Source organism: Streptomyces sp. PA03-5A (assembly GCF_033792725.1).
Taxonomy (GTDB): Bacteria; Actinomycetota; Actinomycetes; order Streptomycetales; family Streptomycetaceae; genus Actinacidiphila.
The window spans coordinates 71168-94732 of sequence record NZ_JARAVL010000021.1 but is presented as its reverse complement, the minus strand read 5'-3'; the positions used below and the strand labels follow the sequence as shown (position 1 = coordinate 94732).

The window sequence follows — 23565 nt, the reverse complement described above, 5'->3', positions numbered from 1 at the left end:
TCGGCTCCGCTTCGCCGCCGCCCTCGTGTGACGGGTGCGTACAACTGCAGGAGGAAGAGAACACGTGATCCCCGGCCGCAGGTCAGCCGTCCTCGTGAGCCTTCTGGGCGCGGTCCTGGTGTTCGCCGGAGCGACAGGGTGCGCGGGCGATCCGGACGCGGGGACCAACGGTGTCGGCAAGCTGCCGCCCGGGACCATCGAGAAGCGCGCCCGCACCGCCGCCGCCGCGGCCGACACGGTGCGGTTGTCCGGCACCGTCATCAGCAAGGGGCGTACCTACACGCTCGACATGCGGCTGCGCGGCAACGGAGGCCTCGGCGAGGTCACCTCCGACGGCAACACCTACGAACTGCTGCGGGTGGGCGACGACCTCTACCTCAAGGCGGGCGCCGGCTTCTACGGCGACCAGGTCGGCGCCAAGCTCAAGAACAAGTACGTCAAGGTGCCCGCCGGGGACCCCACGTACGACCAGTTCAGCGGCTTCACCGACAAGGAGGTGCTGCTGGAGGGCCTGTTCGTCCTGCACGGCGAGCTCGCCGTCGGGGACCACCGCTCGGTCGGCGGCGTCCGCACCATCGCGGTCACCGCGGACGGCGGCAACGGCGGCACGATCGACGTGTCCCTGGAGGGCAAGCCGTACCCGCTGCGCTACGAACGCGCGGGCGGCGCCGGCACCCTGACCATGGCCGACTGGGGCAAGGACTTCACGCTGCGCGCGCCGGACGAGGACGACGTCGTCGACTACGGCAAGGCCGTGACGCAGTAGGCCCGGGGCTCAGGCCCTCTTGCGGCGCCGCAGCAGCAGCTTCGGCAGACCGGCCGGGATCGGGTGGCGGGTGGTCGCGGCCGTCGGCACCGGGGCCGCCGCGCCACTGGCGTCCGTCATCGCGCCGGGGCGCTCCAGGGGCTCGCCGGCGGGCTCCAGGCGCAGCACGCGGCACTCGCGGGCCCAGCGTCCGGTCATCGTCTCCGCGTCCGGCGCGTTCAGCCGCTTGCCCTTGAGCTCCTCCACCGCGGCCGTCCACGCCTCGCCGTCCGGGCGCAGCTCGGTGACCCGGACCGGGAAGACGACCAGCCGGCCGCCCTTGTCCTTGCTGCGGGCGGTGACCGTGGCGGTGCCGCCGTCGGTGAGTCCGGGCCCGGGCAGCGGCTGCTCGCCGGGGCCGCCGCCGACGACCACCACGGCACCGTCGACCCAGGCGTGCCACAGGGCCTGACCGTCGGCCCACAGCAGACCGGACTTCTTCACGGCCTCCTCGATCAGGGCCTGGTCCAGCTGCGGCTGCGTCACGGTGTCCGTCATGCGCCCAGCCTATGGCGTGGGCCGTGCGGGCCGCCGCCGTGGTGCCGCACACATGGTGAGACGACAGGAGCTCGGGGCCCGGACGGGCCTTACGCTAAGGAGGCCACCGTCCCACCGTGCCCCGAGGAGCCACCGCGTGTCCGCCGCGCCGTCCGCCAGCACCACGCCCGCCGTACCGAAGGCGGACACCGACTCCGGCGCAGCCCCGCACGGGAAGCCGCCACTGGACTTCGCGCTCCTGGCCGTCGCCATCGCCGGCGTCTCCCTGTCCGCGCCGCTGATCGCCGCCACCGCCGCGCCCGCGCTGGCCATCGCCTTCTGGCGGAACGCCATGGCCGTGGGCGTGCTGAGCCCGTTCGCCTGGCTGCGGCACCGGCGGGAACTGCGGGGGATGGGCCGCCGGGCGTTCTGGCTGTCGATCGCGTCCGGCCTGGTGCTGGCGCTGCACTTCGGGCTGTGGCTGCCGAGCCTGACCATGACCTCGGTCGCGTCCTCGACGGCGCTGGGCACGACGACGCCGGTGTGGACCACCCTGATCCTGTTCATGCGCGGCCACCGGCCGCCGCGGATGGTGTGGCTGGGCTCCGCGCTGGCGGTCGCCGGCGTGGTCCTGCTGACCGGCGTCGACCTGTCGCTGTCACCGCGCGCCCTGGTCGGGGACGCCCTGGCGCTGGGCGGCGGCATCGCGGCGGCGGGGTACGTCCTGCTCGGCGCGGAGGTGCGACGGACCGTCAGCACGACCGCGTACACCTACGTCTGCTACTCCACCACGGCCGTGGCCCTGCTGGCCGTCTGCCTGGCCTCGGGCTCGGCGCTCGGCGGTTACGACGGCGGCACCTGGGCGAAGCTCGTCGCCCTGACCGTGGCCGCGCAACTGCTCGGCCACAGCCTGCTCAACCGCGTGGTGCGCGGGCTCGGGGCGTCGACCACGTCCACGGCGATCCTGCTGGAGACGCCGGGCGCCGCCCTGGTGGCGGCGGTCTGGCTGGGCCAGACCCCGCCCGTGGCGGCCTACCCGGCGCTCGCGGTGATCCTCGCCGGGCTGGCCCTGGTGATCCTGGCGGACCGCAGGAAGGCCTAGCCGGCTCGGGCCTACAGCCAGCCGTTGCGGCGCAGGATGCGGTGGATGGCGAGGCAGATCCCGCCGATCGCGACCAGCACCATCGGATAGCCGTACCGCCAGTGGAGTTCCGGCATGTGCTCGAAGTTCATGCCGTACACGCCGCAGATCATGGTCGGGACCGCGATGATCGCCGCCCATGAGGTGATCTTGCGCATGTCCTCGTTCTGCGCGACGGCCGCCTGGGCGAGGTTGGCCTGCAGGATGGAGTTGAGCAGGTCGTCGAAGCCGACCACCATCTCGTGGACGCGGGCGACGTGGTCGGCGACGTCCCGGAAGTACTTCTGGATCTCCGGGTCCACCACGCGCATCGGCCGCTCGCTGAGCATCTGCATCGGGCGCAGCAGCGGGGACACCGCCCGCTTGAACTCCAGCACCTCGCGCTTGAGCTGGTAGATGCGCCCCGCGTCGGTGGCCCGCGGGGACTTGCCCTGGGCGGAGAAGACGTCGATCTCGACCTCGTCGATGTCGTCCTGCACGGCCTCGCTGACCGCCAGGTAGTCGTCCACGACTTGGTCGGCGATGGCGTGCAGCACGGCGGAGGGGCCCTTGGCGAGCAGCTCGGGGTCGTCCTCCAGGCGGTGCCGCAGGGCGCGCAGCGAGCCGTGGCCGCCGTGCCGGACGGTGATGACGAAGTGCCGGCCGGTGAAGACCATCACCTCGCCGCTCTCCACCACCTCGCTGGTGGCGGTGAGTTCGGCGTGCTCGACGTAGCGGATGGTCTTGAAGACCATGAAGAGCGTGTCGTCGTAGCGCTCCAGCTTCGGACGCTGGTGGGCGTGGACGGCGTCCTCCACGGCCAGCGGGTGCAGTCCGAACACCTCGGCGATCTCCGCGAACTCCCGCTCCGACGGCTCGTGCAGGCCGATCCAGACGAAGCCCTCGTTGCCGCCACGCACCTTCTCCAGGGCCTCGCGCGGCGAGATGTGGTCGCTGCCGCGGCGGCCGTCCCGGTAGACGGCGCAGTCCACGACCGAGCTGGGCACGGCGGACGAGGTGCGGGAGCGGTCCGGGCCGTAGTCGTATGACGTGCTGCTCTTGCGCAGGGCGGGGCGGACGACTGCGCGCAGGTCGCGGATCATCGACATGGCAAGCTCCTTCACGGACTGGCCGGGCTGAAATGCGGATCAGGGCAGGGTGATCACCGTTGATCACTGCGCAGTTCAGGGAGCTCTTCCGGAGGCGGCAGGGCGGACCCGGGCAGGCCGTTCGAGCGGACACGCGGCGCCGTCACGCGCTCGTGCTCGTGCTCGTGGAGAATTCGAGAATCCCCGTCGGTTCCGTGGTTCTTTGGTTTCACGCCCGGGTGACCGGGTACGGAACGCGGGGGATCAGGAGGGTTGCCGGGCGGAAGAGCTGCCGGTACTGCACGGTCGACTAGGATCCATTGCAGCCCCACCTCCTCCGGCCGATCCCCGCTGGGGGAAAATGGCACGCCTCTACCGGCGTAGCCGACGGCCCACCTTATCAGGCGCCTCCTGCGCGAAGCCGCGGCTTTGCACGTTCCATACGCGCTCTATGCTCACTTCATGGTCGACGTACTGGGGCTCGTTGAGGCGCGGCTGCACATGGCCTTCGGTGAGCCGGACGCCCGCGCCGCGGTCACCTTCCTGGGCACCGAACGGATCGAGGTGCTGCGCTTCCGCGAGGGTGAGCTGCTGCGGTACGTCACCCTGGGCATGTCGCGCGCACCGATGAACGACCCCGTCACCGTCGTCGCGGACCCGGTGCGCGGCCCGCGCGCGGAGCTCGTGCTGACCCTGCGCGGCGGGCGCGGCGCCGACACGGACAAGGTCCTGCGGCCGCTCGCCGTACTGGCCGCCAGCCCCCAGGTCGAGGGCGTCGTCGTCGCGCCGGGGAACTCGCTGGACGTGAGCGAACCGCTGTGGCCCGGGGCGGCGTTCTCGGCCGTCCTGGTCGCCGAGCCCGGTGGTCTGGTGGAGGACCTGGAACTCGACGACCCGATGGACCCGGTCCGCTTCTTCCCGCTCCTGCCGATGACGGCGAACGAGGCCGCCTGGAAGCGGGTGCGCGGCGCCGGGGCGCTCCAGGAGCGCTGGCTGCAGGCGGGCACCGACCTGCGCGACCCGCAGCGCGCGGCGGTCCCGCTGACGGACTGAGCCCCGGCGGTCGGTGACGCCCCCTCAGCGGTCCCCGAGGGACCACCGCCGGGCGACAGGTGTGACCGGCGGGGGAGGTGTGCCGTGCGGCGACGCCACGCGTCGAACTCGGACGGGTGATCGTCCTTGACGCGGGCACGCCGCCGGAGGACCGTGGGGCGTTATGAGGGGCGAACCCAGTTGCCCGAAGTGCGGTGGCCGGGTCCGAGCGCCCGGGCTCTTCGCCGACTCCTGGCAGTGCGACGAGCACGGCGCCGTGTATCCGTTGCAGCCTGTCGTGCCACCGAGCGTGGAAGCCCTCGGCGTGGTCGTGAGCCGGTCGCGCGTCCCGGTGTGGATGCCCTGGCCGCTGCCGGTGGGCTGGCTGTTCACCGGCGTCGCGTCCGCGGGGGACGACCGCAGCGGCGGACGGGCCACGGCGGTGGCGTGCTCGGGTCCGGGGCCGCTCGGCGGGCAGGGCGAGATGGTGCTGGTGGCGGAGGAGCTCGGGGTCGGGCTCGGGGCGAGGTTCGCCGGGATCCCGGGGCCGGACCCCGGTCCGGCGATGTGCATCGGCAAGCCACCGGCCGCCAAGGTGATCGCGGCCGGGAGGCCGACCGGCCTGTGGCATGTGAACGGCACGCCACCGGACCGCGCGGTCTTCGCGGGCGAGTCGTTCGGGCTCTGGCTCTGGGCGGTCGTGTGGCCGGAGGAGTCGGGCCTGCTCATGTACGACGAGCTGATACTGACCGATCTGCGCGAGGCCGGCGCCGAAGTCGATCTCGTACCGTGCGGGGCGCTCTCCCCTCGCCTGCTCTCCTGAGATTCACAGGTTGTCCGGGCAGTTATCCTGGTAATCACAACCCCTGAATCCGTCCGAGCACCGAGCGCCTGGAGTGACCTGCGTGCGAATCGATCTGCACACCCACTCCACGGCCTCCGACGGCACGGACACCCCCGCTCAGCTGGTCCGGGCCGCGGCCGCGGCCGGACTGGACGTCGTCGCCCTGACCGACCACGACACGGTCGGCGGCTACGCCGAGGCCGAGAAGGCGCTGGCCGAACTGCACGCCGCGGGCGCAGCGGCGCCGGTCCTGGTCACCGGGGCCGAACTCTCCTGCCGCATCGACGGGGTGGGCCTGCACATGCTCGCCTACCTCTTCGACCCGCAGGAACCGGAGCTCCACCGGGAGCGCGAGCTCGTGCGCGACGACCGGGTGCCCCGCGCCATGGCCATGGTCGCCCGGCTCCGCGAGCACGGGGTGCCGGTGACCTGGGACCGCGTCGCCGAGATCGCCGGCGACGGTGCCGTGGGCCGGCCGCACATCGCCCAGGCGCTGATCGAGGCGGGACTGGTGGACAGCATCGCCGAGGCGTTCACGCCCGAGTGGATAGGGCCGGGCGGGCGCGCCTACGTCGAGAAGCACGAACTCGACCCCTTCGAGGCGATCCGGCTCGTCAAGAACGCGGGCGGGGTGACGGTCTTCGCCCATCCCGCCGCCGTCAAGCGCGGCACCTGCGTGCCCGAGGGCGTCATCCACGACCTGGCCGCGGCCGGGCTCGACGGCATCGAGGTGGACCACATGGACCACGACGAGCCGGCCCGTGCCCACCTGCGCGCCCTCGCCGCGGAGCTTGGACTGCTCCCCACCGGGTCCAGCGACTACCACGGCACCCGCAAGACCGTCCGGCTCGGTGAGTACACCACCGACCCTGAGGTCTACCGGGAGCTCGTCGGCCGGGCCACCGGCGCGGCGCCCCTCACCCGTCCCTGAACCCCCACCCACCCCCGCAACCCTTCGCAAGGCCCATGGATCTGTTCTCCCTCACCCTGTTCGGGTCGGTCTTCGTCACGCTCTTCGTGATCATGGACCCGCCCGGGATCACCCCGATCTTCCTCGCCCTCACCTCCGGCCGCGCGGCCAAGGTCCAGCGCCGCATGGCCTGGCAGGCCGCCACCGTCGCGCTGGGCGTCATCACCGTCTTCGGCATCTGCGGCCAGCAGATCCTGGACTACCTGCACGTCTCGGTGCCGGCCCTGATGATCGCCGGCGGTCTGCTCCTGCTGCTCATCGCCCTCGACCTGCTCACCGGCAAGGCGGACGAGCCCACCCAGACCAAGGACGTCAACGTCGCGCTGGTGCCGCTCGGCATGCCGCTGCTCGCCGGGCCGGGCGCGATCGTGACGGTGATCCTCGCGGTGCAGCGCGCGCACGGGTTCGGGCAGCAGCTGTCGGTGTGGGTCGCCATCGTCGCGATGCACGTGGTGCTCTGGCTGACGATGCGTTACTCGCTGGTGATCATCCGTCTGATCAAGGACGGCGGTGTGGTGCTGGTCACCCGGCTCTCCGGCATGCTGCTCTCCGCGATCGCGGTGCAGCAGATCGCCAACGGGGTCTTCGGCTTCATCCGCGGCGAGGGCTGACGGACCGTCGGCGGAATCCGGACGCGACGAGGGCCCCGTACCGTGGTGCACGGGGCCCTTCGCGTTCATGGCGTCCGGCCGTGCGGCCACGCCGGGGTGACGGGGCCTTACTGGGCCGGGCGGATGTAGATGCGCTGGCCGATCGCGGCGGCCTGCTGGACGATCTGGTCGACGGAGGCGGCGTCCACGACCGTGCAGTCGACGGCACGACCGTCCTGGTCGTTGAGGCGCATGATCTCGAAGCGCATGGTGTTCACGGCTTCTCCCTTCGTCCGGGCACTCCTCCATTGGAGTACGGGGCTGCTTCGCAGCCGTTACTTGCCTGGGTCATTCATGTATCAACAACAGTTGCCCCCGCGAAAACCTTCCCTGTCCTAAAGAAAATTTTTCCCACGCATCTACCGGTGGGTAGCCACCGGTACCGGCGGTCCTGGTTCCGGTTGTGTGTGCGGACGGAACCGCCGGACAATGTGATCTCTATGAACGACGACGCCCTTTCCGCCATCGCCGCCGGCATCGAGCGCACGAACGAGCTCCTGCAGCGGGTGCTCGCCGAGGTCGCCACGACCCCGGCGACCCACGCCGTGTTCGTCGACGCCGGGTACGTGTACGCCGCGGCCGGTCGCCTCGTCGCGGGCACCGAGGACCGGAGGGCCTTCGAACTCGACGCCGAGGGCATCATCGAGGCCTTCATCGACCGGGCCCGCACCCTCTTCGCCGACAGCCGCCTGCTGCGCGTCTACTGGTACGACGGTGCCCGCCGCCGCATCCACACCGCCGAGCAGGAACGCATCGCCGAGCTCCCCGACGTCAAGGTGCGGCTCGGCAACCTCAACGCCAGCCGCCAGCAGAAGGGCGTCGACTCGCTGATCCGCAGCGACCTGGAGTCACTGGCCCGGCACCGCGCCATCAGCGACGCCGTCCTGATCGGCGGCGACGAGGACCTGGTCTCCGCGGTCGAGGCCGCCCAGGGCTACGGCGCCCGTGTCCACCTGTGGGGCATCGAGGCCGCCGACGGCCGCAACCAGGCCGACCCCCTGCTGTGGGAGGTCGACAGCCTGCGCACCCTCGACCTCGACTTCTGCAAGCCGTACATCACCCGGCGCACGGCCCCCGTCTACGGCGACGCGCCGATCCCCACCGGGCCCATCCCGACCCGTGAGGACGTGCACTTCGTCGGGGCCCGGGTCGCCTCGCAGTGGCTGGCGACGCGCGGCCGGGACTCCCTGGCCGAGCTGCTGCCCGGCCACCCGTACCTGCCGCCCGCCTACGACCAGGAACTGCTCGTCGAGGCCGAGGGCATGCTCAACATCTCGCTGCGCGGCCACGCCGACCTGCGGCGCGTGCTGCGCGACGGGTTCTGGGAGCACCTGCAGGCGCGGCTCTAACCCCAGAAGCCGGTCAGTGCGCCGGCGGTGCGGGCCGGCTGCTCGGCGTTGGGGGAGTGCTCGGCCCCCTCGATCACCACGCGGCGGGCGCCGAGGCGCTCGGCCATCGCGTCCAGCCACGGGACGGGCCAGGCGTAGTCCACCGCGCCGGAGAGCACCAGCTTCGGCAGCGGTACGGCCGCGAGTTCCGCCACCCGGTCCGGCTCGTCGAGCAGCTGCCGGCCCGTGGCCGTCAGCTGCTCGGGCGCCGTCGCCAGCCAGCGGCGGTGCAGGAACTCCTCGACCGCGCCCTCGGCGTTCGCCGTGCCTTCGAGGTCCTCGGCGTCCAGCTCGCGCATCGCGCGCCACACGCCCTCCATGTCCATCGCGGACAGCGCCTCGAGCAGCAGCTTCGTACGGGCCTGCTGGGCGGGTTCGATGGCGGCCGGGCCGGAGCTCATGAGGGTGAGCGACGCCCAGGGCAGGGCGGCGCCGTCGCCGTGCTCGGCCAGAACGGCGGCGCGGACGACCAGGCCGCCCATCGAGTGCCCCAGCAGGTGCACCGGCTCGCCGGGAGCGGTGCCCAGTGCGGCGGTCTGCGCGACGACGTCGGCGGCCAGTTCGGCCTGTGCGTACGCCGCCTCGTCCCGCGGGCCCGGCGACTCGTGCTGGCCCCGGCCGTCCACGGCGACCGTGCGGTAGCCGGCGGCCGCGAGAGGTTCGAGCAGCGCGACGAAGTCCTCCTTGCTGCCCGTGAACCCGGGCACCAGCAGGGCCGTGCCGCGCCGCGGCGTGCCGGCCGGTGGGACGGCGTCCAGCACGGCGAAGGGGCCGCGGGCCGTCTCCAGGGGGTACGCGGTGGCGTTCTCGGGCAGCGTCAGGAACGGCGGTCGGCTCATGCGCCGAGGCTAGCCGGGCCGGGTTGCCCCCACACGACGCGGGCCCCGACCTCCGGCGCCGCGCGGGCGAACGCCGACGGCCGGGCGCCCCACGAGGGGCGCCCGGCCGTCCGGGTACGGGTGTCGCGTCAGCCGGTGGCCTCGTCGGCCGGCTTGGCCGTCCGTGTGCGGCGACGGCGGCGGACGGTCTTGGCCGCGCCCTCGCCCTCTGCGGGAGCCGCTTCCGGGGTCGCCGCCTCGGCGGCGGCCGCAGTCTCGGCACCGGTGGCGGCGCCGGACCGCGTACGGCGACGGCGGGGGGCCGGGACCTCCTCGGCCACCGGGGCGGCGGCCGCGGCGGCCGCGACGGTCTCGGCGCCCGACGTGCCCGACGTGCCCGACGTGCCCGAGCCCGTACGGGTGCGGCGACGGCGGCGCGGAGCCGGAGCCTCGGCGGCCGGGGCCTCGACGGTCTCGACGACCGCCTCCGCCTCGGCGGACGCCCCGTCGAGCGCCTGTCCGCCGCGGGTGCGGCGGCGCTGGCGCGGCGTACGGGTGCGGGCCGGACGCTCCTCCGCCTCGGCCGAGGCGGCCGGGCCGGACTTGCGGCCACCACGGCCGCGCCCGCGGCCGCCGGTCTCGCCGAGGTCCTCGATCTCCTCCGCGTCGAGGCCGGCCCGGGTGCGCTCCGCCCGCGGCAGGACGCCCTTGGTGCCCTCGGGGATGCCGAGCAGCTCGTAGAGGTGGGTGGAGGTGGAGTACGTCTCCTCCGGGGCGTTGAACGGCAGGTCCAGCGCCTTGTTGATCAACTGCCAGCGCGGGATGTCGTCCCAGTCGACCAGCGTGATCGCCGTGCCGGACGCGCCCGCGCGGCCGGTGCGGCCGATGCGGTGGAGGTAGGTCTTCTCGTCCTCCGGCGTCTGGTAGTTGATCACGTGGGTGACGCCCTCGACGTCGATGCCGCGGGCGGCTACGTCGGTGCAGACCAGCACATCGACCTTGCCGTTGCGGAAGGCGCGCAGCGCCTGCTCGCGGGCGCCCTGGCCGAGGTCGCCGTGGACGGCGCCCGAGGCGAAGCCGCGCTGCTCCAGCTGCTCCGCGAGGTCGGCCGCGGTGCGCTTGGTACGGCAGAAGATCATCGCCAGACCGCGGCCCTCGGCCTGCAGGACGCGGGAGACGAGCTCCGGCTTGTCCAGCGAGTGGGCGCGGAAGACGTGCTGGGTGATGTTGGCGACGGTGGCGCCCTCGTCGTCCGGCGAGGTGGCGCGGATGTGCGTGGGCTGCGACATGTACCGGCGCGCCAGGCCGATGACGGCGCCGGGCATCGTCGCGGAGAAGAGCATGGTCTGCCGCTTGACCGGCAGCATCTCGATGATCTTCTCGACGTCGGGGAGGAAGCCCAGGTCGAGCATCTCGTCGGCCTCGTCGAGGACGAGGGCGCGGACGTTGCGCAGGTTGAGCTTCTTCTGGCCCGCGAGGTCCAGCAGACGCCCCGGGGTGCCGACGACCACCTCGACGCCCTTCTTCAGGGCCTCGACCTGCGGCTCGTACGCGCGGCCGCCGTAGATCGCCAGCACGCGCACATTGCGCACCTTGCCGGCGGTGAGCAGGTCGTTGGTGACCTGCGTGCACAGCTCGCGGGTGGGGACGATCACCAGGGCCTGGGGACCGTCGACGACGTCCTCGGGCTTGGCGCGCCCGGCCTCGACGTCGACCGGGACGACGACCCGCTCCAGGATCGGGAGGCCGAAGCCCAGGGTCTTGCCGGTGCCGGTCTTGGCCTGGCCGATGACGTCGTTGCCCGCGAGGGCGACCGGGAGCGTCATCTCCTGGATCGGGAAGGGGGTGGTGATGCCGACGGCCTCGAGGGCCTCGGCGGTCTCGGGGAGGATCCCCAGGTCACGGAAAGTCGTGATGGTGGTCAGGATGCTCTGCCTCTTCTGTTTGGGACGCGGCGCTGAGCGTGTGAACGGGGGAGGGTCGAGCGCAGGGAACTGCGCTGACCGCGCGAGGTGTCGTACGGCCCTGGGTGGCCGAGGTGCGCGGGACCGCTGCCCTCGCGCGCGCCGCGATACGGGCCCCTCCCCACGTGGGGAGGGCGGTCGGTAGGAGCCGATCGGGCCACCGACCGGGCATCCATTCATGCGTGACCCGCCGGGTCACCTGGCGGGTCCATATCACTGTACCCCGGAATCACACACCTGCGGCGGATGGATTTCGGGGTACGTGGGACAGGTCACGCCGAGGCTTCCGCGCGCCGGGCCCGCACGGGATGGTTGCCGCGCTGGTGGGGTTGGCTATTGTGCGCAGCATGGAGACGCCTGACACCCCCGCCGACACCCCCGCCGAGACGACCATCGCCGCCAAGGACTGGGCCGCCGCGTCCGCGGACCCGCAGTACCGCGCGGCGGTCGTGGACCTGCTCGGGGCACTCGCGTACGGCGAGCTGGCCGCCTTCGAGCGGCTCGCGGAGGACGCCAAGCTCGCGCCGTCCCTGGAGGACAAGGCGGAGCTCGCGGCGATGGCGTCCGCCGAGTTCCACCACTTCGAGCAGCTCCGCGCGCGGCTCACCACCGTCGAGGCGGACCCGACCGCGGCGATGGAGCCCTTCGCCGCCGCACTGGACGAGTTCCACCGCCTGACCGCGCCGTCGGACTGGCTGGAGGGTTTGGTCAAGGCGTACGTCGGCGACTCCATCGCGTCCGACTTCTACCGCGAGGTCGCCGCCCGCCTCGACGCCGACACCCGCGAGCTGGTGCTGGCCGTGCTGGACGACACCGGCCACGCCTCCTTCGCGGTGGAGAAGGTGCGCTCCGCCATCGAGGCCGACCCGCGGGTCGGCGGGCGGCTCGCGCTGTGGGCGCGCCGGCTGATGGGCGAGGCGCTGTCGCAGGCGCAGCGGGTCGTGGCGGACCGCGACGCGCTCAGCACGATGCTGGTCGGCGGGGTCGCGGACGGCTTCGACCTCGCGGAGGTCGGCCGGATGTTCACCCGGATCACCGAGGCCCACACCAAGCGGATGGCGGCGCTGGGCCTGGCCGCCTGAGCGGTCCGGGCCGTAGCCGTGGGGGAGCCGTGGGGAGCAGCCGTACGGAGGCCGTGCGGCTCAGGCCGTGCGCGGCGCCGACCGGCGGGCGCTCCGCGGCGGGCGCACCAGCAGCGAGAGCAGGGCGGCCGCCACCCCCACCGACACGGCGAGGCTGATCAGGAACCGGTCCGAGCCGAGGACGGTGCGGGTGACGAGACCGCCGAGGACGGCGGCGACCGTTCCCGTGGCGAGCACCAGCGTCGCCGCGGGAAGAAGGCGCCGGGGGAGCATCCGGGTCGCGGCGTACGCGACGGACAGTCCGACGGCGGCGAACGCGAGCGCTTCCCACATCATCGTGCGGCCCCTCCCGGAGACTTCGGTCGCACGGGTCCTACCCCGCGGGCCCGCACAGCGAAACGGCGGGTCACCCCATTCGGGGGTGACCCGCCGTGCGTCGTCCCGGTGCGCGAGCGGCGAGGCTCTGACCTGCTCTGCCCTGCCCTAGAGCTGGGCGCCGAAGCCCACCCGGCGCGCCGCCTGCTCACCGATCTCCACGTAGGCCAGCCGTTCGGCCGGCACGAGCACGCGCTTTCCGTGCTCGTCGGTGAGGCTGAGCAGCTTGGCGGTGCCCGTGAGCGCCTCGGCGACGGCCTTCTCGACCTCCTCGGCCGTCTGCGCGCTCTCGATGATGATCTCGCGCGGCGCGTGCTGCACGCCGATCTTGACCTCCACGGCTTTTGTCCCTCCGAACGGTCTGCGGTGTGCGCGGTTGGAAATCGCGCCGTACGCAGGACACATTAGCCGCGCCCGGCACCGGGGCACCGGCCGACGGGCACGCCCAGAGCGAACAGCCGCCGTGCGGAGGGTCAGTGCTCGGCGCCGTGCAGCGGGAAGCCCGCGATGCCGCGCCAGGCCAGCGACGTCAGCAACTGCACCGCGGTCTCGCGGGGCATGGAGCTGCCGCTGGAGAGCCAGTAACGGGCCACGACCTGCGAGACGCCGCCGAGGCCGACGGCGAGCAGCATGGACTGCTCGGTGGTCAGCCCCGTGTCCTCGGCGATGACCTCGCTGATCGCCTCGGCGCACTGCAGCGCGACCTTGTCGACGCGCTCGCGGACGGCCGGCTCGTTGGTGAGGTCGGACTCGAAGACCAGGCGGAAGGCACCGCCCTCGTCCTCCACGTACGCGAAGTAGGCGTCCATGGTGGCCGCCACGCGCTGCTTGTTGTCGTTGGTGGAGGCCAGGGCGGTGCGCACCGCGTCCAGCAGGGCCTCGCAGTGCTGGTCCAGCAGGGCCAGGTAGAGCTCGAGCTTGCCGGGGAAGTGCTGGTAGAGCACGGGCTTGCTGACGCCCGCGCGCTCCGCGATGTCGTCCATCGCGGCGGCGTGGTAGCCCTGGGCGACGAACACCTCCTGGGCTGCGCCCAGCAGCTGGTTTCTCCGGGCCCGGCGCGGCAGGCGTGTGCCGCGAGGGCGCGCCTCAGTCTGCTCGATGGCTGTCACGCCGCCTCCCATGTGATGTCGTTCTGCGCTGCGGGTGCCATCGTACTTTTCGGTAGCGGGGGCATGCGCTGTGCGAACGCACATTCTCACCAAGTGGAACTCAGCGATAGTCGTCCTCGTCGAGTTCCACCACCCTGCGCTGCTCGGCCACGTCCGCCGGATCGGCGTCGTCGGGGCGTTCGGTGATCGGGACATCGCGGTGCTGCAGCAGTTCGAGGTGCTGTTCGGCGATGTCCGCCTCGGGCGCCTCGATGTCGGTCTCGGCATCCTCCAGGTCGTCGATGACGTCGTCGTCGAAGGTCTCGATGTCGTCGGACACGGGCACCTCCCGTCTGGTCGTGCGCTGCCGTCCCCCGCTGCTACCACTGTCCCCCTCTTTCCCCTTCTGCGAGCGTAGGAGACAGGGACGGGGTGTGCAGAGTGACGGATGGGGCGGAAAATCCCCACGACGCGTGTGAGTGCGAACACACGAGCGCACGCGTGATCACCTCGTAACATTGCCCCATGTCCTCGACGGAGTCGCCTGAAGCCGCGTTCGCCGCCGTGCCCGTACCGCCTTCGGGAGCCAGAGCCGGGGACGGGGAGACGGTGCGGACCGTGGCCTTGCCGGGCCGGACGCTGACCGTACGATCGCGGGCGGAGCAGGCCGAAGGGCTGCCGCCCGCGCTCTTCGTGCACGGCCTGGGCGGGTCGTCCTCCAACTGGTCGGCGCTGATGCGGCTGCTGGCGGACCGGGTGTCCTGCGAGGCCCTGGACCTGCCCGGTTTCGGGCACTCCCCGCCGCCGGACGACGGCAACTACTCGATCGGGGGGCACGCGCGCGCCGTCGTGCGCCTGCTGGAGGCTTCCGGGCGCGGGCCCGTGCACCTCTTCGGCAACTCGCTGGGGGGAGCCGTCGTCACCAAGGTCGCCGCGGCCCGGCCCGACCTGGTCCGCACCCTGACGCTGATCTCGCCCGCGCTGCCGGAGGTGCCGCCCCAGTACGGCGCCTGGCCGACCGCGTTCCTGGGGCTGCCGGGTGCGACCGCGCTGGTGGCCCGCGCCACCCGCGACTGGTCCGTGGAACGGCGGACCCGGCAGCTGCTGTGGCTCTGCTACGGCGACCCGTCGCAGGTCAGCGAGGAGTCCTTCGCCGAGCACGCCACGGAGTACGAGCGCCGGCTGGCGCTGCCGTACTTCTGGGACGCGCTGACCCGCTCGGCGCGCGGCATCGTGGACGCCTACACGCTGGGCGGCCAGCACAACCTGTGGCGGCAGGCCGAGCGGGTGCTCGCGCCGACACTGCTGGTGTACGGGGGCAAGGACAAGCTGGTGGCCCCCCGGATGGCGTACCGTGCCGCCCGGACGTTCCGTGACTCGCGGCTGCTGACGCTCCCCGACAGCGGGCACGTCGCGATGATGGAGCACCCCGATGCGGTGGAGCGGGCCTTCCGTGAACTGCTGGACGCCACGGACGCGCGGACGGATCACTGACTTCATGGGCAGGCACAGCGCACCGGGCGGCCGCGACGGCCGCCGCGACGACGTACCGGGCATAGCCGGCGGCAACTCGGGCACCGGCCGCCGCCGGCGTTCCGGCCCGGGGACGACGACCCCGCAGCGGCCGGGCGGACCGGGCCAGGTGCCCGGTGGTTCCGTGCCGGGCGGGCGGGACGGCTTCCGGCCCGGGGACGCCGGGCACGGTCACGAGGACGTCCCGGGCCACTCCCACCCCGAGCACCGCGAGCACTCGGCCTGGGGCCGGGCCGGTTCCTGGGCCCCGCCGCGCACGCCGCGCGGGACCCGGCCCGCGGAGCTGGCGGACACCGCGCTCGGCACGGAGTACCCGGAGGACGACGACCCCCTCGACGCGGACCTCTTCACCGCGCCCCGAATACCGGGCTTCCCGCGCCAGCGCCGGGCGCCCGGCACGGGAGCCCGTGGCGGCCCCGGTCCACGGCGGGACTTCGTCGCGGCCTTCGACGCACCCTCCGCCACCACGGGACCCGGGGCACCCGTGGAGGGTGCCGCGGAGGCAGGGGAGAGCGACGGACAACCCGAACGGCCCAAGAAGGGCGTCAGGACTCGCGCGCTCAGCGGCGCCGGCGCCGCGGCGGTCGTGACGGTGCTGGCCGTCGTCGTCGCGGGCCAGATGGCCGCCGGAGGTGAGAAGCGTCACTCGTCCGCCGCCGCGGCACCGGGCGGCAGCCGGGGCACCGACGACTCCGCGTCCCGCTCCCAGGGCCGGGCGACCCCCTCGACCTCACCGTCCGCGGTCACCGCCCCGCTCACCTACGACCAGGCGATGGTCCGGCGCTACCCGCTCGACCAGGACCTGAGCCTGGCGGGGACGTTCCAGACCGTGGCCGGCCACGAGAAGGCCCCCGGCAAGGGCGAGCTGCTGCGCGTGCGGGTGGACGTCGAGAAGGGCCTGCCGCTGGACGGCCGGCTCTTCGCCGACGCGGTCTACAAGACGCTGAACGACAAGCGGAGTTGGGCGCACGCCGGGTCCCGCACCTTCGAGCGGGTCTCAACGGGCCCGGCCGACATCGTGATCACCCTGGCCAGTCCCGGTACCACGGCCACCTGGTGCGCGAAGTCCGGCCTGGACACGACGGTTGACAACGTGTCATGTGACGCGGCGTCGACTCCCCGGACGATGATCAACGCGTACCGCTGGGCGCAGGGGTCGGAGACCTACGGCCCGGACCGCATGCCCGCCTACCGCGAGATGCTGATCAACCACGAGGTCGGGCACCGGCTCGGCTACGACCATGTGCTCTGCCCCAAGCAGGGTGCCCTCGCCCCGGTGATGATGCAGCAGACGAAGTTCCTCTCCTACGGGGGCCTGACCTGCAAGCCCAACGCCTGGCCCTACCCCCGGGGCTAGCTTTTTGACATCGGGCGATTAATCGTTCAATGTTTTCGGCATGCCGCACAGCCCCGCCACAGACGCCGACGCCAGCATCGAGCTGGCGCTCATCGGCGTGGCCGGGCACAGCGTGGCCGACATCCTGTGTCGGCGCACCACGGTGCCGGGCGCGTAAAGGGCACGTTCTTCCCTCCCGCCCCGGACCTTCCCGCCCGTGGGCACAGTGCTCGACATTCGATCGATCCTTCACGGCCTCCTCATGAGGCCGTCGCCGCTGCCTGCGGGCCTTCCCCAGCCCCGCCCTCTCCACCTCGCAGCCGCGAAAGGGATCTTCGATGTCTCACCTGTCCGTCACACCTCGCCGCCTCGCAGCGGCAGCCGTCGTCCTGGCGATCACCGGCGGCGCCGCCGCCTGCGGCCCGGAGGACAGCGGGGCCAAGGCGGCCGACGGCAAGCCGGCCAAGGGCGGCACGCTCTACGTCCTCAACCAGTCCCCGCAGGAGGACTTCGACCCGGCGCGGCTCTACACCTCCGGCGGCGGCAACGTCCCCGGCCTGGTCTTCCGCACGCTGACCACCCGCAACCGCGAGAACGGCGCGGACGGCGCGAAGGTCGTCCCCGACCTGGCCACCGACACCGGCACGCCCAACCAGGACGCCACCGTCTGGACGTACCACCTCAAGGACGGCCTGAAGTACGAGGACGGCAGCGCGATCACCACCGCCGACATCAAGTACGGCATCGAGCGCTCCTTCGCCGCCGAGCTGTCCGGCGGCGCCCCCTACCTGCGCGACTGGCTGGTCGGCGGCAAGGAGTACCAGGGCCCGTACAAGGACAAGGGCGGCCTGGCCTCCATCGAGACCCCGGACGCGAAGACCATCGTCTTCCACCTGAACAAGCCCGAGGGCGACTTCCCGTTCCTGGCCACCCAGACCTCCTTCGCCCCCGTGCCGAAGGCCAAGGACACCGGCACCAAGTACGAGAACCACCCGTTCTCCTCCGGCCCGTACAAGGTCGTCGGCAACGAGAACGACGGCGAGCACCTCGTCCTGGAGCGCAACACCCACTGGGACCCGAAGACCGACGAGGAGCGCAAGGCCTACCCGGACCGCATCGACGTCCGCTCCGGCCTCGACGCCGCCGTGATCAACCAGCGGCTGTCCTCCGGCTCGGGCAAGGACGCCGCCGCCGTCACCACCGACACCAACCTCACCGCCGCCGAACTCGCCAAGATCACCGGCGACAAGGAGCTCGCGGGCCGCGTCGGCACCGGGCACTTCGGCTACACCGACTACGTCTCCTTCAACCCGAAGGTGAAGCCGTTCGACGACCCCAAGGTGCGCCAGGCGATCTCCTACGCGGTCGACCGCAGCACCGTCGTCAACGCCCTCGGCGGCTCCTCGCTCGCCGAGCCGGCCACCACCTTCCTGCCCGCGCAGGAGTCCTTCGGCTACACCCCGTACGACGCGTTCCCGGCCGGCAAGAGCGGTGACGCCGCCAAGGCCAAGGAGCTGCTGAAGGAGGCCGGTTACCCGAACGGCCTGACCGTCACGCTGACCCACGACAGCAGCGGCGGCGACGAGCAGGGCCCGGAGGTCGCCACCGCGCTGCAGGACGCCCTGAAGAAGGCCGGCATCACCGTCAAGCTGGAGGGCCTGGAGTCCAGCGCCTACAGCGAGAAGATCCACGGCCTCAAGACCGAGCCGGGCTTCTTCCTCGCCGGCTGGGGCGCCGACTGGCCGTCCGGCGGCCCCTTCCTGGCCCCGATCTTCGACGGCCGGCAGATCGTCAAGGACGGCTACAACTTCAACAACGCCCAGCTCGACGACCCTGCCGTGAACCAGGAGATCGACGAGATCAACAAGCTCACCGACCTCAAGGCCGCCGCCGTGCGCTGGGGCGCCCTCGACAAGAAGATCGGCGAGCAGGCGCTGACCGTGCCGCTGGTCCACCCGGTCTACAAGCGCCTGTACGGCAAGGACGTCAAGAACGTCGTCATCAGCGACTGGACCGGCGTCCTCGACGTCTCGCAGGTCGCGGTCAAGTGACCACGACCGACGTGCTCGCCGCGCCCGGCAGCTCTGGCGGCGGCTGCGCGCCCAGCGCGCCGCCCTCGCCGGGGTCGCCGTGATCGCCCTGCTCGTCCTGGTGGCCCTCGCCGCCCCGCTGCTCGCCGCCCTGGAGGGGCAGGACCCGGACGCGTACCACGCCTCCGCCGTCGACTCCGCCCTCGGCGGCGTGCCGACCGGCTCCTTCGGCGGCGTCAGCGCCGACCACTGGCTCGGCGTCGAACCCGGCACCGGACGCGACCTGTTCGCCCGGCTCGTGTACGGCGCGCGGATCTCGCTCGGCATCGGCCTCGCCGCCACCGTCGTGCAGGTCGTCCTCGGGGTCGCGGTCGGCCTCGCCGCCGGTCTCGGCAACCGCTTCCTGGACAACCTGCTCAGCCGGACCACCGACGTCATGCTGGCGCTGCCCACCCTGGTCTTCTCCATCGCCCTGCTGGCGATCGTCCCCGCCGGCTTCCCGCGTCCGGTGCTGCTGGTCCTCGTCCTCGGCCTGCTCGGCTGGGGCGGCACCTCCCGCATCGTCCGGGCCCAGACCCTGAGCCTGAAGTCCCTCGACTACGTGGCCGCCGCCCGGCTCGGCGGCGCCGGCCGGTGGCGGATCGCGCGCCGCGAACTGCTGCCGTCGCTGGCCGCGCCCGTGGTGACCTACAGCGCGCTGCTGGTGCCCTCCAACATCGCGTCGGAGGCGGGACTGTCCTTCCTCGGCATCGGCGTCAAGCCGCCCACGCCCTCCTGGGGACAGATGCTCTCCTCCGCGACCACCTGGTACCAGGCCGATCCGACGTACGTGCTGCTGCCCGCCGGCCTGATCTTCGTCACCGTCCTCGCCTTCACCGCCCTCGGCGACGGCGTGCGCACCGCCCTGGACCCGCGCGCCGGCAGCCGCCTGCGGTCCCTGGCCCGCAGGCGCAAGGAGGCGCGGTCATGATCCTCCTCACCCGTTTCGCGCTGCGCCGGCTGCTGGCGGCCCTGCTGGTCCTGCTCGTGCTGAGCATCGCGGTCTACGCCCTCTTCTACGTCCTGCCCGGCGACCCGGCACGGCTGGCCTGCGGGCCGAAGTGCTCCGCCGACCAGGTCGCCCAGGTCCGCACCCAGCTGGGCCTGGACGACCCTGCCTACGCGCAGTACGCCCACTTCCTGCACGGCCTGTTCGCCGGCACCGACATCAGCACCGGTGTCGGCACCGAGCACTGCGGCGCACCGTGCCTGGGCTTCTCGTACCAGAGCGGCGAGCAGGTGACCTCCCTGCTCGCCCAGCGGCTGCCGGCCACCGCCTCGCTCTCGCTGGGCGCGATGGTGCTGTGGCTGGTCATCGGCGTCGGCACCGGGGTGCTCTCGGCGCTGCGACACGGCGGGCTCACCGAACGGCTGCTGACCGGGCTCACCCTCGCCGGTAACGCCGTGCCCGTCTTCATCATCGGCATCCTGCTGATGCTGCTGTTCGTCTCGGTGCTGGGCTGGCTGCCCTTCCCGTCCTACGTCCCGCTGACCGAGGACCCCGAGCAGTGGGCGTGGAACCTGGTGCTGCCCTGGCTCTCCCTGGCCATCCTGGAGAGCGCCAAGTACGCCCGGCTGACCCGCAGTTCCATGCTGGACACGCTCGCCGAGGACCATGTGCGCACCTTCCGCGCCTACGGCGTCCGCGAGCGTTCCGTCATCGGACGGCACGCCCTGCGCGGCGCCCTGCCGCCGGTCATCGCACTGACCGCGCTGGACCTGGGGACGATGTTCGGCGGCGCGGTGCTCACCGAGTCGCTCTTCGGCATCCCCGGGCTCGGCAAGAGCCTGGTGGACTCGGTGAAGACCGAGGACCTGCCGGTCGTGGTCGGACTGGTACTGGTCACCGGCTTCTTCGTGGTCCTCGCCAACGCCCTCGCGGACGTCCTGTACGCGGTGGCCGACCGACGGGTGGTGCTGGCATGACGTCACGGCTGATCGAGGTCGAGGACCTCACGGTCGACTTCCCCACCGGCACGGGCACCGTCCGGGCCGTGGACGGGCTCTCCTTCTCCCTGGAGCAGGGCGGCGCCCTCGGCGTCGTCGGCGAGTCCGGCAGCGGCAAGAGCGCCACCGCCTTCACCCTGCTGGGACTGCACCGCGGCAGCGGTGCGCGGATCGGCGGCTCGGTGCGGGTGGCCGGCGTCGACGTCCTGACCGCGGGGGAGAAGGAACTGCGCGGGCTGCGCGGCGGGCTCGCGGCGATGGTCTTCCAGGACCCGCTGTCCTCGCTCGACCCGTACTTCGCGATCGGCGACCAGATCGCCGAGGTGTACCGGGTCCACCACCCCAAGGCCTCCCGGCGGGCGGCCCGCGCGCGGGCGGTCGAGGTGCTCGACCGGGTCGGCATCGCCGACGCACCGAGGCGGGCCCGCTTCCGGCCGCACGAGTTCAGCGGCGGCATGCGCCAGCGGGCGCTCATCGCCATGGCGCTCGCGTGCGAGCCGCGGCTGCTCGTCGCGGACGAACCGACGACGGCCCTCGACGTCACCGTGCAGGCGCAGATCCTCGACCTGCTCGGCGAACTGCGGCAGGAGACCGGCATGGGGCTGCTGCTGGTCACCCACGACCTGGGCGTGGTGGCCGGGAGCGTCGACGAGGTCCTGGTGATGAAGGACGGCCGTGTCGTGGAGCGCGGGCCGGTCGGCACCGTGCTGGGCGCACCGCAGCAGCCGTACACGCGGGACCTGGTGGCCGCGGTCCCGCGGGTGGAGACGGCGAAGCCGCGCGGCGCGGCCGTGGGCGAGGTCCTCCTCGAAGCCATCGGCGTGCGGCGGGAGTTCGGCAGGCGCGGCTCCCGGGTCGCGGCGGTCGACGGCGTCTCGCTGACCGTGCGCGCGGGCGAGACGCTCGGCGTCGTCGGGGAGAGCGGCAGCGGCAAGACCACGCTCGGGCGGATGCTCGTGGGGCTCCTGGAGCCCACGGGCGGCGAGCTGCGGCGCCCGGGTGTGCGTCCCGGCCCGGGCACGCCGGGACTGCAGATGGTGTTCCAGGACCCGGTGTCCTCGCTCAACCCGCGGCGCAGCATCGGCGAGTCCATCGCGGACCCGCTGCGGACGGCCGGCGTGCTCGACGACGCCGCGGTCGTCGCCCGCGTGCGGGAACTGCTGGAACGGGTCGGGCTCGACCCCGACTGGTACCACCGCTATCCGCACGAGTTCAGCGGCGGTCAGCGGCAGCGCGTCGGCATCGCCCGGGCGCTGGCGCCCGAGCCCCGGCTGATCGTCTGCGACGAGCCGGTGTCGGCGCTCGACGTCACGACGCAGGCGCAGGTCATCCGGCTGCTGGGCGAGTTGCAGCGCGAGCTGGGACTCGCACTGGTCTTCATCGCCCACGACCTGGCCGTGGTGCGCCAGGTCAGCGACAACGTCGCGGTCATGCGGGCGGGCCGGGTCGTGGAGTACGGGCCCGCCGGGCGGGTCTACGAGGCGCCGGAGCACGAGTACACCAAGGGGCTGCTGGCGGCGGTCCCGGTGCTCGACCCGCAGGAGTCTGCCGCGCGGCGCGCCGCCCGGCGCCACGCACTGGCGGCCACCGCCTGACGCGCCGGGGTGCGCCCGGCCCGGTCGGACGGGCGCGCCCCGCCCCGCCGTGCCGCGCGGCGGTCAGGCGGGGTCCTCGCGCCCGGGCCACAGCTCCACGTCATGGGCGGCCACGGCCGCACGGACGCGCTCCAGTACCACGTGCGCGGGCAGCGGCGGAAGGCGGCGGCCGTCGCGGAGCCGCAGGGCGACGTGCGCGTCCGCGGCCTCCTTCGGGCCGATGACGGCCTGGTAGGGGACGAGGCGGGCCTCCCGGACGCGCGCCCCGAGGGTGCCGCGGTCCGGTGCGCGCAGGTCCGCGCGCAGGCCCAGGCCGAGGCACCGACCTACCAGCGCCTCGGCCTCGGGCAGCTCCGCCTCCGACACCGGCAGGACGACCACCTGGGTGGGCGCGAGCCACGGGGGGAACGCTCCGCCGTGCTGCTCGACCAGGTGCGCCACGGCCCGCTCCACGCTGCCGACGACGCTGCGGTGCACCATGACCGGACGGTGCTTCGCGCCGTCCGCGCCGATGTAGTGCAGCCCGAACTGCCGGGGCTGGTGGAAGTCGATCTGCACGGTGGACAAGGTGGCCTCGCGGCCCGCGCCGTCGGCGACCTGGACGTCGATCTTGGGGCCGTAGAACGCGGCCTCGCCCTCCGCCGCCTCGTAGGGCAGCCCCGAGCGGTCCAGGACCTCGGTCAGCAGGGCGGTGGAGCGTTCCCACAGCTCGGGCTCGGCGACGTACTTGCCGCCGGGCCCGGGGAGGGAGAGCCGGTGACGGGCAGGGGTGATGCCCAGGGCGCGGTACGCCCGGCCGATCATCCCCAGGGCGGCGGCGGCCTCGTCGGCGACCTGGTCGAGGGTGCAGAAGATGTGCGCGTCGTTGAGCTGGATGGCCCGTACGCGGGTGAGCCCGCCGAGCACGCCGGACAGCTCGGAGCGGTACATGCCGCCCAGCTCGGCCATGCGCAGCGGCAGTTCGCGGTGGCTGCGCGGGCGCGAGCGGTAGATCAGCGCGTGGTGGGGACACAGGCTCGGCCGCAGCACGACCTGCTCGCCGCCGAGGTCCATCGGCGGGAACATGTCGTCGCTGTAGTGCGCCCAGTGCCCGGAGATCTCGTACAGCTCGCGTTTGCCGAGCACGGGTGAGTACACGTGGCGGTAGCCCGCCCGGCGTTCGGCCTCGCGGACGTACTCCTCCAGGGCGTGCCGGACGGCGGCGCCGTCCGGCAGCCAGTAGGGCAGTCCCGCGCCGATCAGCGGGTCGGTGTCGAACAGGCCGAGCTCGCGGCCGAGTCTGCGGTGGTCGTGCACGGCGGTCTCCTCGCGGACGGCGGGCGAATGACCGCAAGCGGAAGCCCCGGGCACTCGCCCGGGGCTTCCTCATGACAGGGGTCAGCGC

Annotated in this window: 24 protein-coding genes and 1 pseudogene; 15 read left to right on the top strand and 10 right to left on the bottom strand. The window is 72.9% G+C overall.

Going from position 1 to position 23565, the window contains the following annotated elements; genetic code table 11:
• Window positions 1-64 precede the first annotated feature (64 nt).
• Entirely contained in the window at window positions 65-766 is a 702-nt protein-coding gene (locus PV410_RS25740) for a hypothetical protein (protein WP_500327981.1), read from the top strand.
• A gap of 9 nt (window positions 767-775) precedes the next feature.
• On the opposite strand, the gene PV410_RS25735 is transcribed toward PV410_RS25740, so the two are convergent.
• Entirely contained in the window at window positions 776-1303 is a 528-nt protein-coding gene (locus PV410_RS25735; RefSeq protein ID WP_500327980.1) for a hypothetical protein, read from the bottom strand.
• A 136-nt stretch (window positions 1304-1439) separates the two neighbouring features.
• Between PV410_RS25735 and PV410_RS25730 the strand changes: the two genes are divergently transcribed.
• The gene (locus tag PV410_RS25730) at window positions 1440-2384 is read left to right on the top strand and encodes a DMT family transporter (RefSeq protein WP_500327979.1); all 945 of its coding nucleotides are present in this window, start codon (window positions 1440-1442) and stop codon (window positions 2382-2384) included.
• Between the two features lie 11 nt (window positions 2385-2395).
• Here the strand turns inward: PV410_RS25730 and PV410_RS25725 are convergent, their stop codons facing one another.
• Window positions 2396-3511 carry a magnesium and cobalt transport protein CorA gene (locus tag PV410_RS25725; RefSeq protein ID WP_499513797.1) on the bottom strand — a complete coding sequence of 372 codons (1116 nt, stop codon included), beginning with the start codon at window positions 3509-3511 and terminating at the stop codon, window positions 2396-2398.
• Between the two features lie 441 nt (window positions 3512-3952).
• Here PV410_RS25725 and PV410_RS25720 point away from each other — a divergent pair, with 441 nt between their 5' ends.
• The 4 genes from PV410_RS25720 to PV410_RS25705 all read left to right on the top strand — a co-directional run bounded on the left by PV410_RS25720 (window position 3953) and on the right by PV410_RS25705 (window position 6947).
• Window positions 3953-4543, top strand: coding sequence for a suppressor of fused domain protein (locus PV410_RS25720; protein ID WP_500327977.1), 591 nt, complete (start codon window positions 3953-3955; stop codon window positions 4541-4543).
• Window positions 4544-4706: 163 nt separating this feature from the next.
• Entirely contained in the window at window positions 4707-5345 is a 639-nt protein-coding gene (locus tag PV410_RS25715) for a DUF6758 family protein (protein WP_500327976.1), read from the top strand.
• An 82-nt stretch (window positions 5346-5427) separates the two neighbouring features.
• Complete coding sequence (locus PV410_RS25710; RefSeq protein ID WP_500327974.1) at window positions 5428-6297, top strand: PHP domain-containing protein; 870 nt, start codon at window positions 5428-5430, stop codon at window positions 6295-6297.
• A 35-nt stretch (window positions 6298-6332) separates the two neighbouring features.
• Window positions 6333-6947 carry a MarC family protein gene (locus tag PV410_RS25705; RefSeq protein WP_499513801.1) on the top strand — a complete coding sequence of 205 codons (615 nt, stop codon included), beginning with the start codon at window positions 6333-6335 and terminating at the stop codon, window positions 6945-6947.
• Window positions 6948-7054: 107 nt separating this feature from the next.
• Here the strand turns inward: PV410_RS25705 and PV410_RS25700 are convergent, their stop codons facing one another.
• Complete coding sequence (locus PV410_RS25700) at window positions 7055-7195, bottom strand: DUF8834 family protein (protein WP_086020735.1); 141 nt, start codon at window positions 7193-7195, stop codon at window positions 7055-7057.
• A 231-nt stretch (window positions 7196-7426) separates the two neighbouring features.
• On the opposite strand from PV410_RS25700, the gene PV410_RS25695 reads away from it, so the two are divergent.
• Entirely contained in the window at window positions 7427-8335 is a 909-nt protein-coding gene (locus tag PV410_RS25695; protein WP_431960347.1) for an NYN domain-containing protein, read from the top strand.
• Here the strand turns inward: PV410_RS25695 and PV410_RS25690 are convergent.
• Window positions 8332-9213 carry an alpha/beta fold hydrolase gene (locus tag PV410_RS25690; protein ID WP_500327973.1) on the bottom strand — a complete coding sequence of 294 codons (882 nt, stop codon included), beginning with the start codon at window positions 9211-9213 and terminating at the stop codon, window positions 8332-8334. The genes PV410_RS25695 and PV410_RS25690 overlap by 4 nt on opposite strands.
• 128 nt (window positions 9214-9341) lie before the next feature.
• Entirely contained in the window at window positions 9342-11018 is a 1677-nt protein-coding gene (locus PV410_RS25685) for a DEAD/DEAH box helicase (RefSeq protein WP_500327972.1), read from the bottom strand.
• 485 nt (window positions 11019-11503) lie between these two features.
• On the opposite strand from PV410_RS25685, the gene PV410_RS25680 reads away from it, so the two are divergent.
• Complete coding sequence (locus PV410_RS25680) at window positions 11504-12238, top strand: ferritin-like fold-containing protein (RefSeq protein ID WP_499513804.1); 735 nt, start codon at window positions 11504-11506, stop codon at window positions 12236-12238.
• Between the two features lie 60 nt (window positions 12239-12298).
• Here the strand turns inward: PV410_RS25680 and PV410_RS25675 are convergent, their stop codons facing one another.
• The 4 genes from PV410_RS25675 to PV410_RS25660 all read right to left on the bottom strand — a co-directional run bounded on the left by PV410_RS25675 (window position 12299) and on the right by PV410_RS25660 (window position 14041).
• Window positions 12299-12574 carry a hypothetical protein gene (locus PV410_RS25675; protein WP_500327971.1) on the bottom strand — a complete coding sequence of 92 codons (276 nt, stop codon included), beginning with the start codon at window positions 12572-12574 and terminating at the stop codon, window positions 12299-12301.
• A gap of 147 nt (window positions 12575-12721) precedes the next feature.
• Window positions 12722-12952 carry a DUF3107 domain-containing protein gene (locus PV410_RS25670; RefSeq protein ID WP_499513806.1) on the bottom strand — a complete coding sequence of 77 codons (231 nt, stop codon included), beginning with the start codon at window positions 12950-12952 and terminating at the stop codon, window positions 12722-12724.
• A gap of 134 nt (window positions 12953-13086) precedes the next feature.
• On the bottom strand, window positions 13087-13722 hold the full coding sequence (locus PV410_RS25665; protein WP_500327970.1) for a TetR/AcrR family transcriptional regulator: 636 nt from the start codon (window positions 13720-13722) through the stop codon (window positions 13087-13089).
• Window positions 13723-13822: 100 nt separating this feature from the next.
• A complete protein-coding gene (locus PV410_RS25660; RefSeq protein WP_499513808.1) occupies window positions 13823-14041 on the bottom strand; it encodes a hypothetical protein in 219 nt (72 codons plus the stop codon).
• A 185-nt stretch (window positions 14042-14226) separates the two neighbouring features.
• Here PV410_RS25660 and PV410_RS25655 point away from each other — a divergent pair, with 185 nt between their 5' ends.
• The 7 genes and pseudogenes from PV410_RS25655 to PV410_RS25625 all read left to right on the top strand — a co-directional run bounded on the left by PV410_RS25655 (window position 14227) and on the right by PV410_RS25625 (window position 22181).
• A complete protein-coding gene (locus PV410_RS25655) occupies window positions 14227-15195 on the top strand; it encodes an alpha/beta fold hydrolase (RefSeq protein ID WP_500327969.1) in 969 nt (322 codons plus the stop codon).
• 4 nt (window positions 15196-15199) lie between these two features.
• Window positions 15200-16591 (top strand): DUF3152 domain-containing protein, encoded by a 1392-nt coding sequence (locus PV410_RS25650; protein ID WP_500327967.1) that lies wholly within the window; start codon window positions 15200-15202, stop codon window positions 16589-16591.
• Between the two features lie 40 nt (window positions 16592-16631).
• Entirely contained in the window at window positions 16632-16748 is a 117-nt protein-coding gene (locus PV410_RS25645; RefSeq protein WP_500327966.1) for an Ms4533A family Cys-rich leader peptide, read from the top strand.
• A gap of 160 nt (window positions 16749-16908) precedes the next feature.
• A complete protein-coding gene (locus PV410_RS25640; RefSeq protein ID WP_500327965.1) occupies window positions 16909-18621 on the top strand; it encodes an ABC transporter substrate-binding protein in 1713 nt (570 codons plus the stop codon).
• A gap of 22 nt (window positions 18622-18643) precedes the next feature.
• Window positions 18644-19570: pseudogene (locus PV410_RS25635) on the top strand (ABC transporter permease); the annotation flags it as partial.
• Window positions 19567-20565: an ABC transporter permease gene (locus PV410_RS25630; protein ID WP_500327963.1), complete on the top strand. Its 999-nt coding sequence runs from the start codon at window positions 19567-19569 to the stop codon at window positions 20563-20565. The pseudogene PV410_RS25635 and the gene PV410_RS25630, both read left to right, overlap by 4 nt.
• The gene (locus tag PV410_RS25625; RefSeq protein WP_500327962.1) at window positions 20562-22181 is read left to right on the top strand and encodes a dipeptide ABC transporter ATP-binding protein; all 1620 of its coding nucleotides are present in this window, start codon (window positions 20562-20564) and stop codon (window positions 22179-22181) included. Before PV410_RS25630 ends, PV410_RS25625 begins: the two co-directional genes overlap by 4 nt.
• A 63-nt stretch (window positions 22182-22244) precedes the next feature.
• Here the strand turns inward: PV410_RS25625 and thrS are convergent, their stop codons facing one another.
• Window positions 22245-23531, bottom strand: a complete 1287-nt coding sequence (gene thrS, locus PV410_RS25620; protein WP_500327961.1) for a threonine--tRNA ligase — start codon at window positions 23529-23531, stop codon at window positions 22245-22247.
• Window positions 23532-23565 lie beyond the last annotated feature (34 nt).

Coding starts and splice junctions, on each gene's coding strand:
- PV410_RS25705 (WP_499513801.1), top strand. CDS start 6,333: ATGGATCTGTTCTCCCTCACCCTGTTCGGGTCGGTCTTCGTCACGCTC.
- PV410_RS25720 (WP_500327977.1), top strand. CDS start 3,953: ATGGTCGACGTACTGGGGCTCGTTGAGGCGCGGCTGCACATGGCCTTC.
- PV410_RS25695 (WP_431960347.1), top strand. CDS start 7,427: ATGAACGACGACGCCCTTTCCGCCATCGCCGCCGGCATCGAGCGCACG.
- PV410_RS25675 (WP_500327971.1), bottom strand. CDS start 12,574: ATGATGTGGGAAGCGCTCGCGTTCGCCGCCGTCGGACTGTCCGTCGCG.
- PV410_RS25650 (WP_500327967.1), top strand. CDS start 15,200: ATGGGCAGGCACAGCGCACCGGGCGGCCGCGACGGCCGCCGCGACGAC.
- PV410_RS25625 (WP_500327962.1), top strand. CDS start 20,562: ATGACGTCACGGCTGATCGAGGTCGAGGACCTCACGGTCGACTTCCCC.
- PV410_RS25690 (WP_500327973.1), bottom strand. CDS start 9,213: ATGAGCCGACCGCCGTTCCTGACGCTGCCCGAGAACGCCACCGCGTAC.
- PV410_RS25700 (WP_086020735.1), bottom strand. CDS start 7,195: ATGCGCTTCGAGATCATGCGCCTCAACGACCAGGACGGTCGTGCCGTC.
- PV410_RS25655 (WP_500327969.1), top strand. CDS start 14,227: ATGTCCTCGACGGAGTCGCCTGAAGCCGCGTTCGCCGCCGTGCCCGTA.
- PV410_RS25680 (WP_499513804.1), top strand. CDS start 11,504: ATGGAGACGCCTGACACCCCCGCCGACACCCCCGCCGAGACGACCATC.
- PV410_RS25630 (WP_500327963.1), top strand. CDS start 19,567: ATGATCCTCCTCACCCGTTTCGCGCTGCGCCGGCTGCTGGCGGCCCTG.
- PV410_RS25735 (WP_500327980.1), bottom strand. CDS start 1,303: ATGACGGACACCGTGACGCAGCCGCAGCTGGACCAGGCCCTGATCGAG.
- PV410_RS25645 (WP_500327966.1), top strand. CDS start 16,632: ATGCCGCACAGCCCCGCCACAGACGCCGACGCCAGCATCGAGCTGGCG.
- PV410_RS25725 (WP_499513797.1), bottom strand. CDS start 3,511: ATGTCGATGATCCGCGACCTGCGCGCAGTCGTCCGCCCCGCCCTGCGC.
- PV410_RS25715 (WP_500327976.1), top strand. CDS start 4,707: ATGAGGGGCGAACCCAGTTGCCCGAAGTGCGGTGGCCGGGTCCGAGCG.
- PV410_RS25640 (WP_500327965.1), top strand. CDS start 16,909: ATGTCTCACCTGTCCGTCACACCTCGCCGCCTCGCAGCGGCAGCCGTC.
- PV410_RS25685 (WP_500327972.1), bottom strand. CDS start 11,018: ATGACGCTCCCGGTCGCCCTCGCGGGCAACGACGTCATCGGCCAGGCC.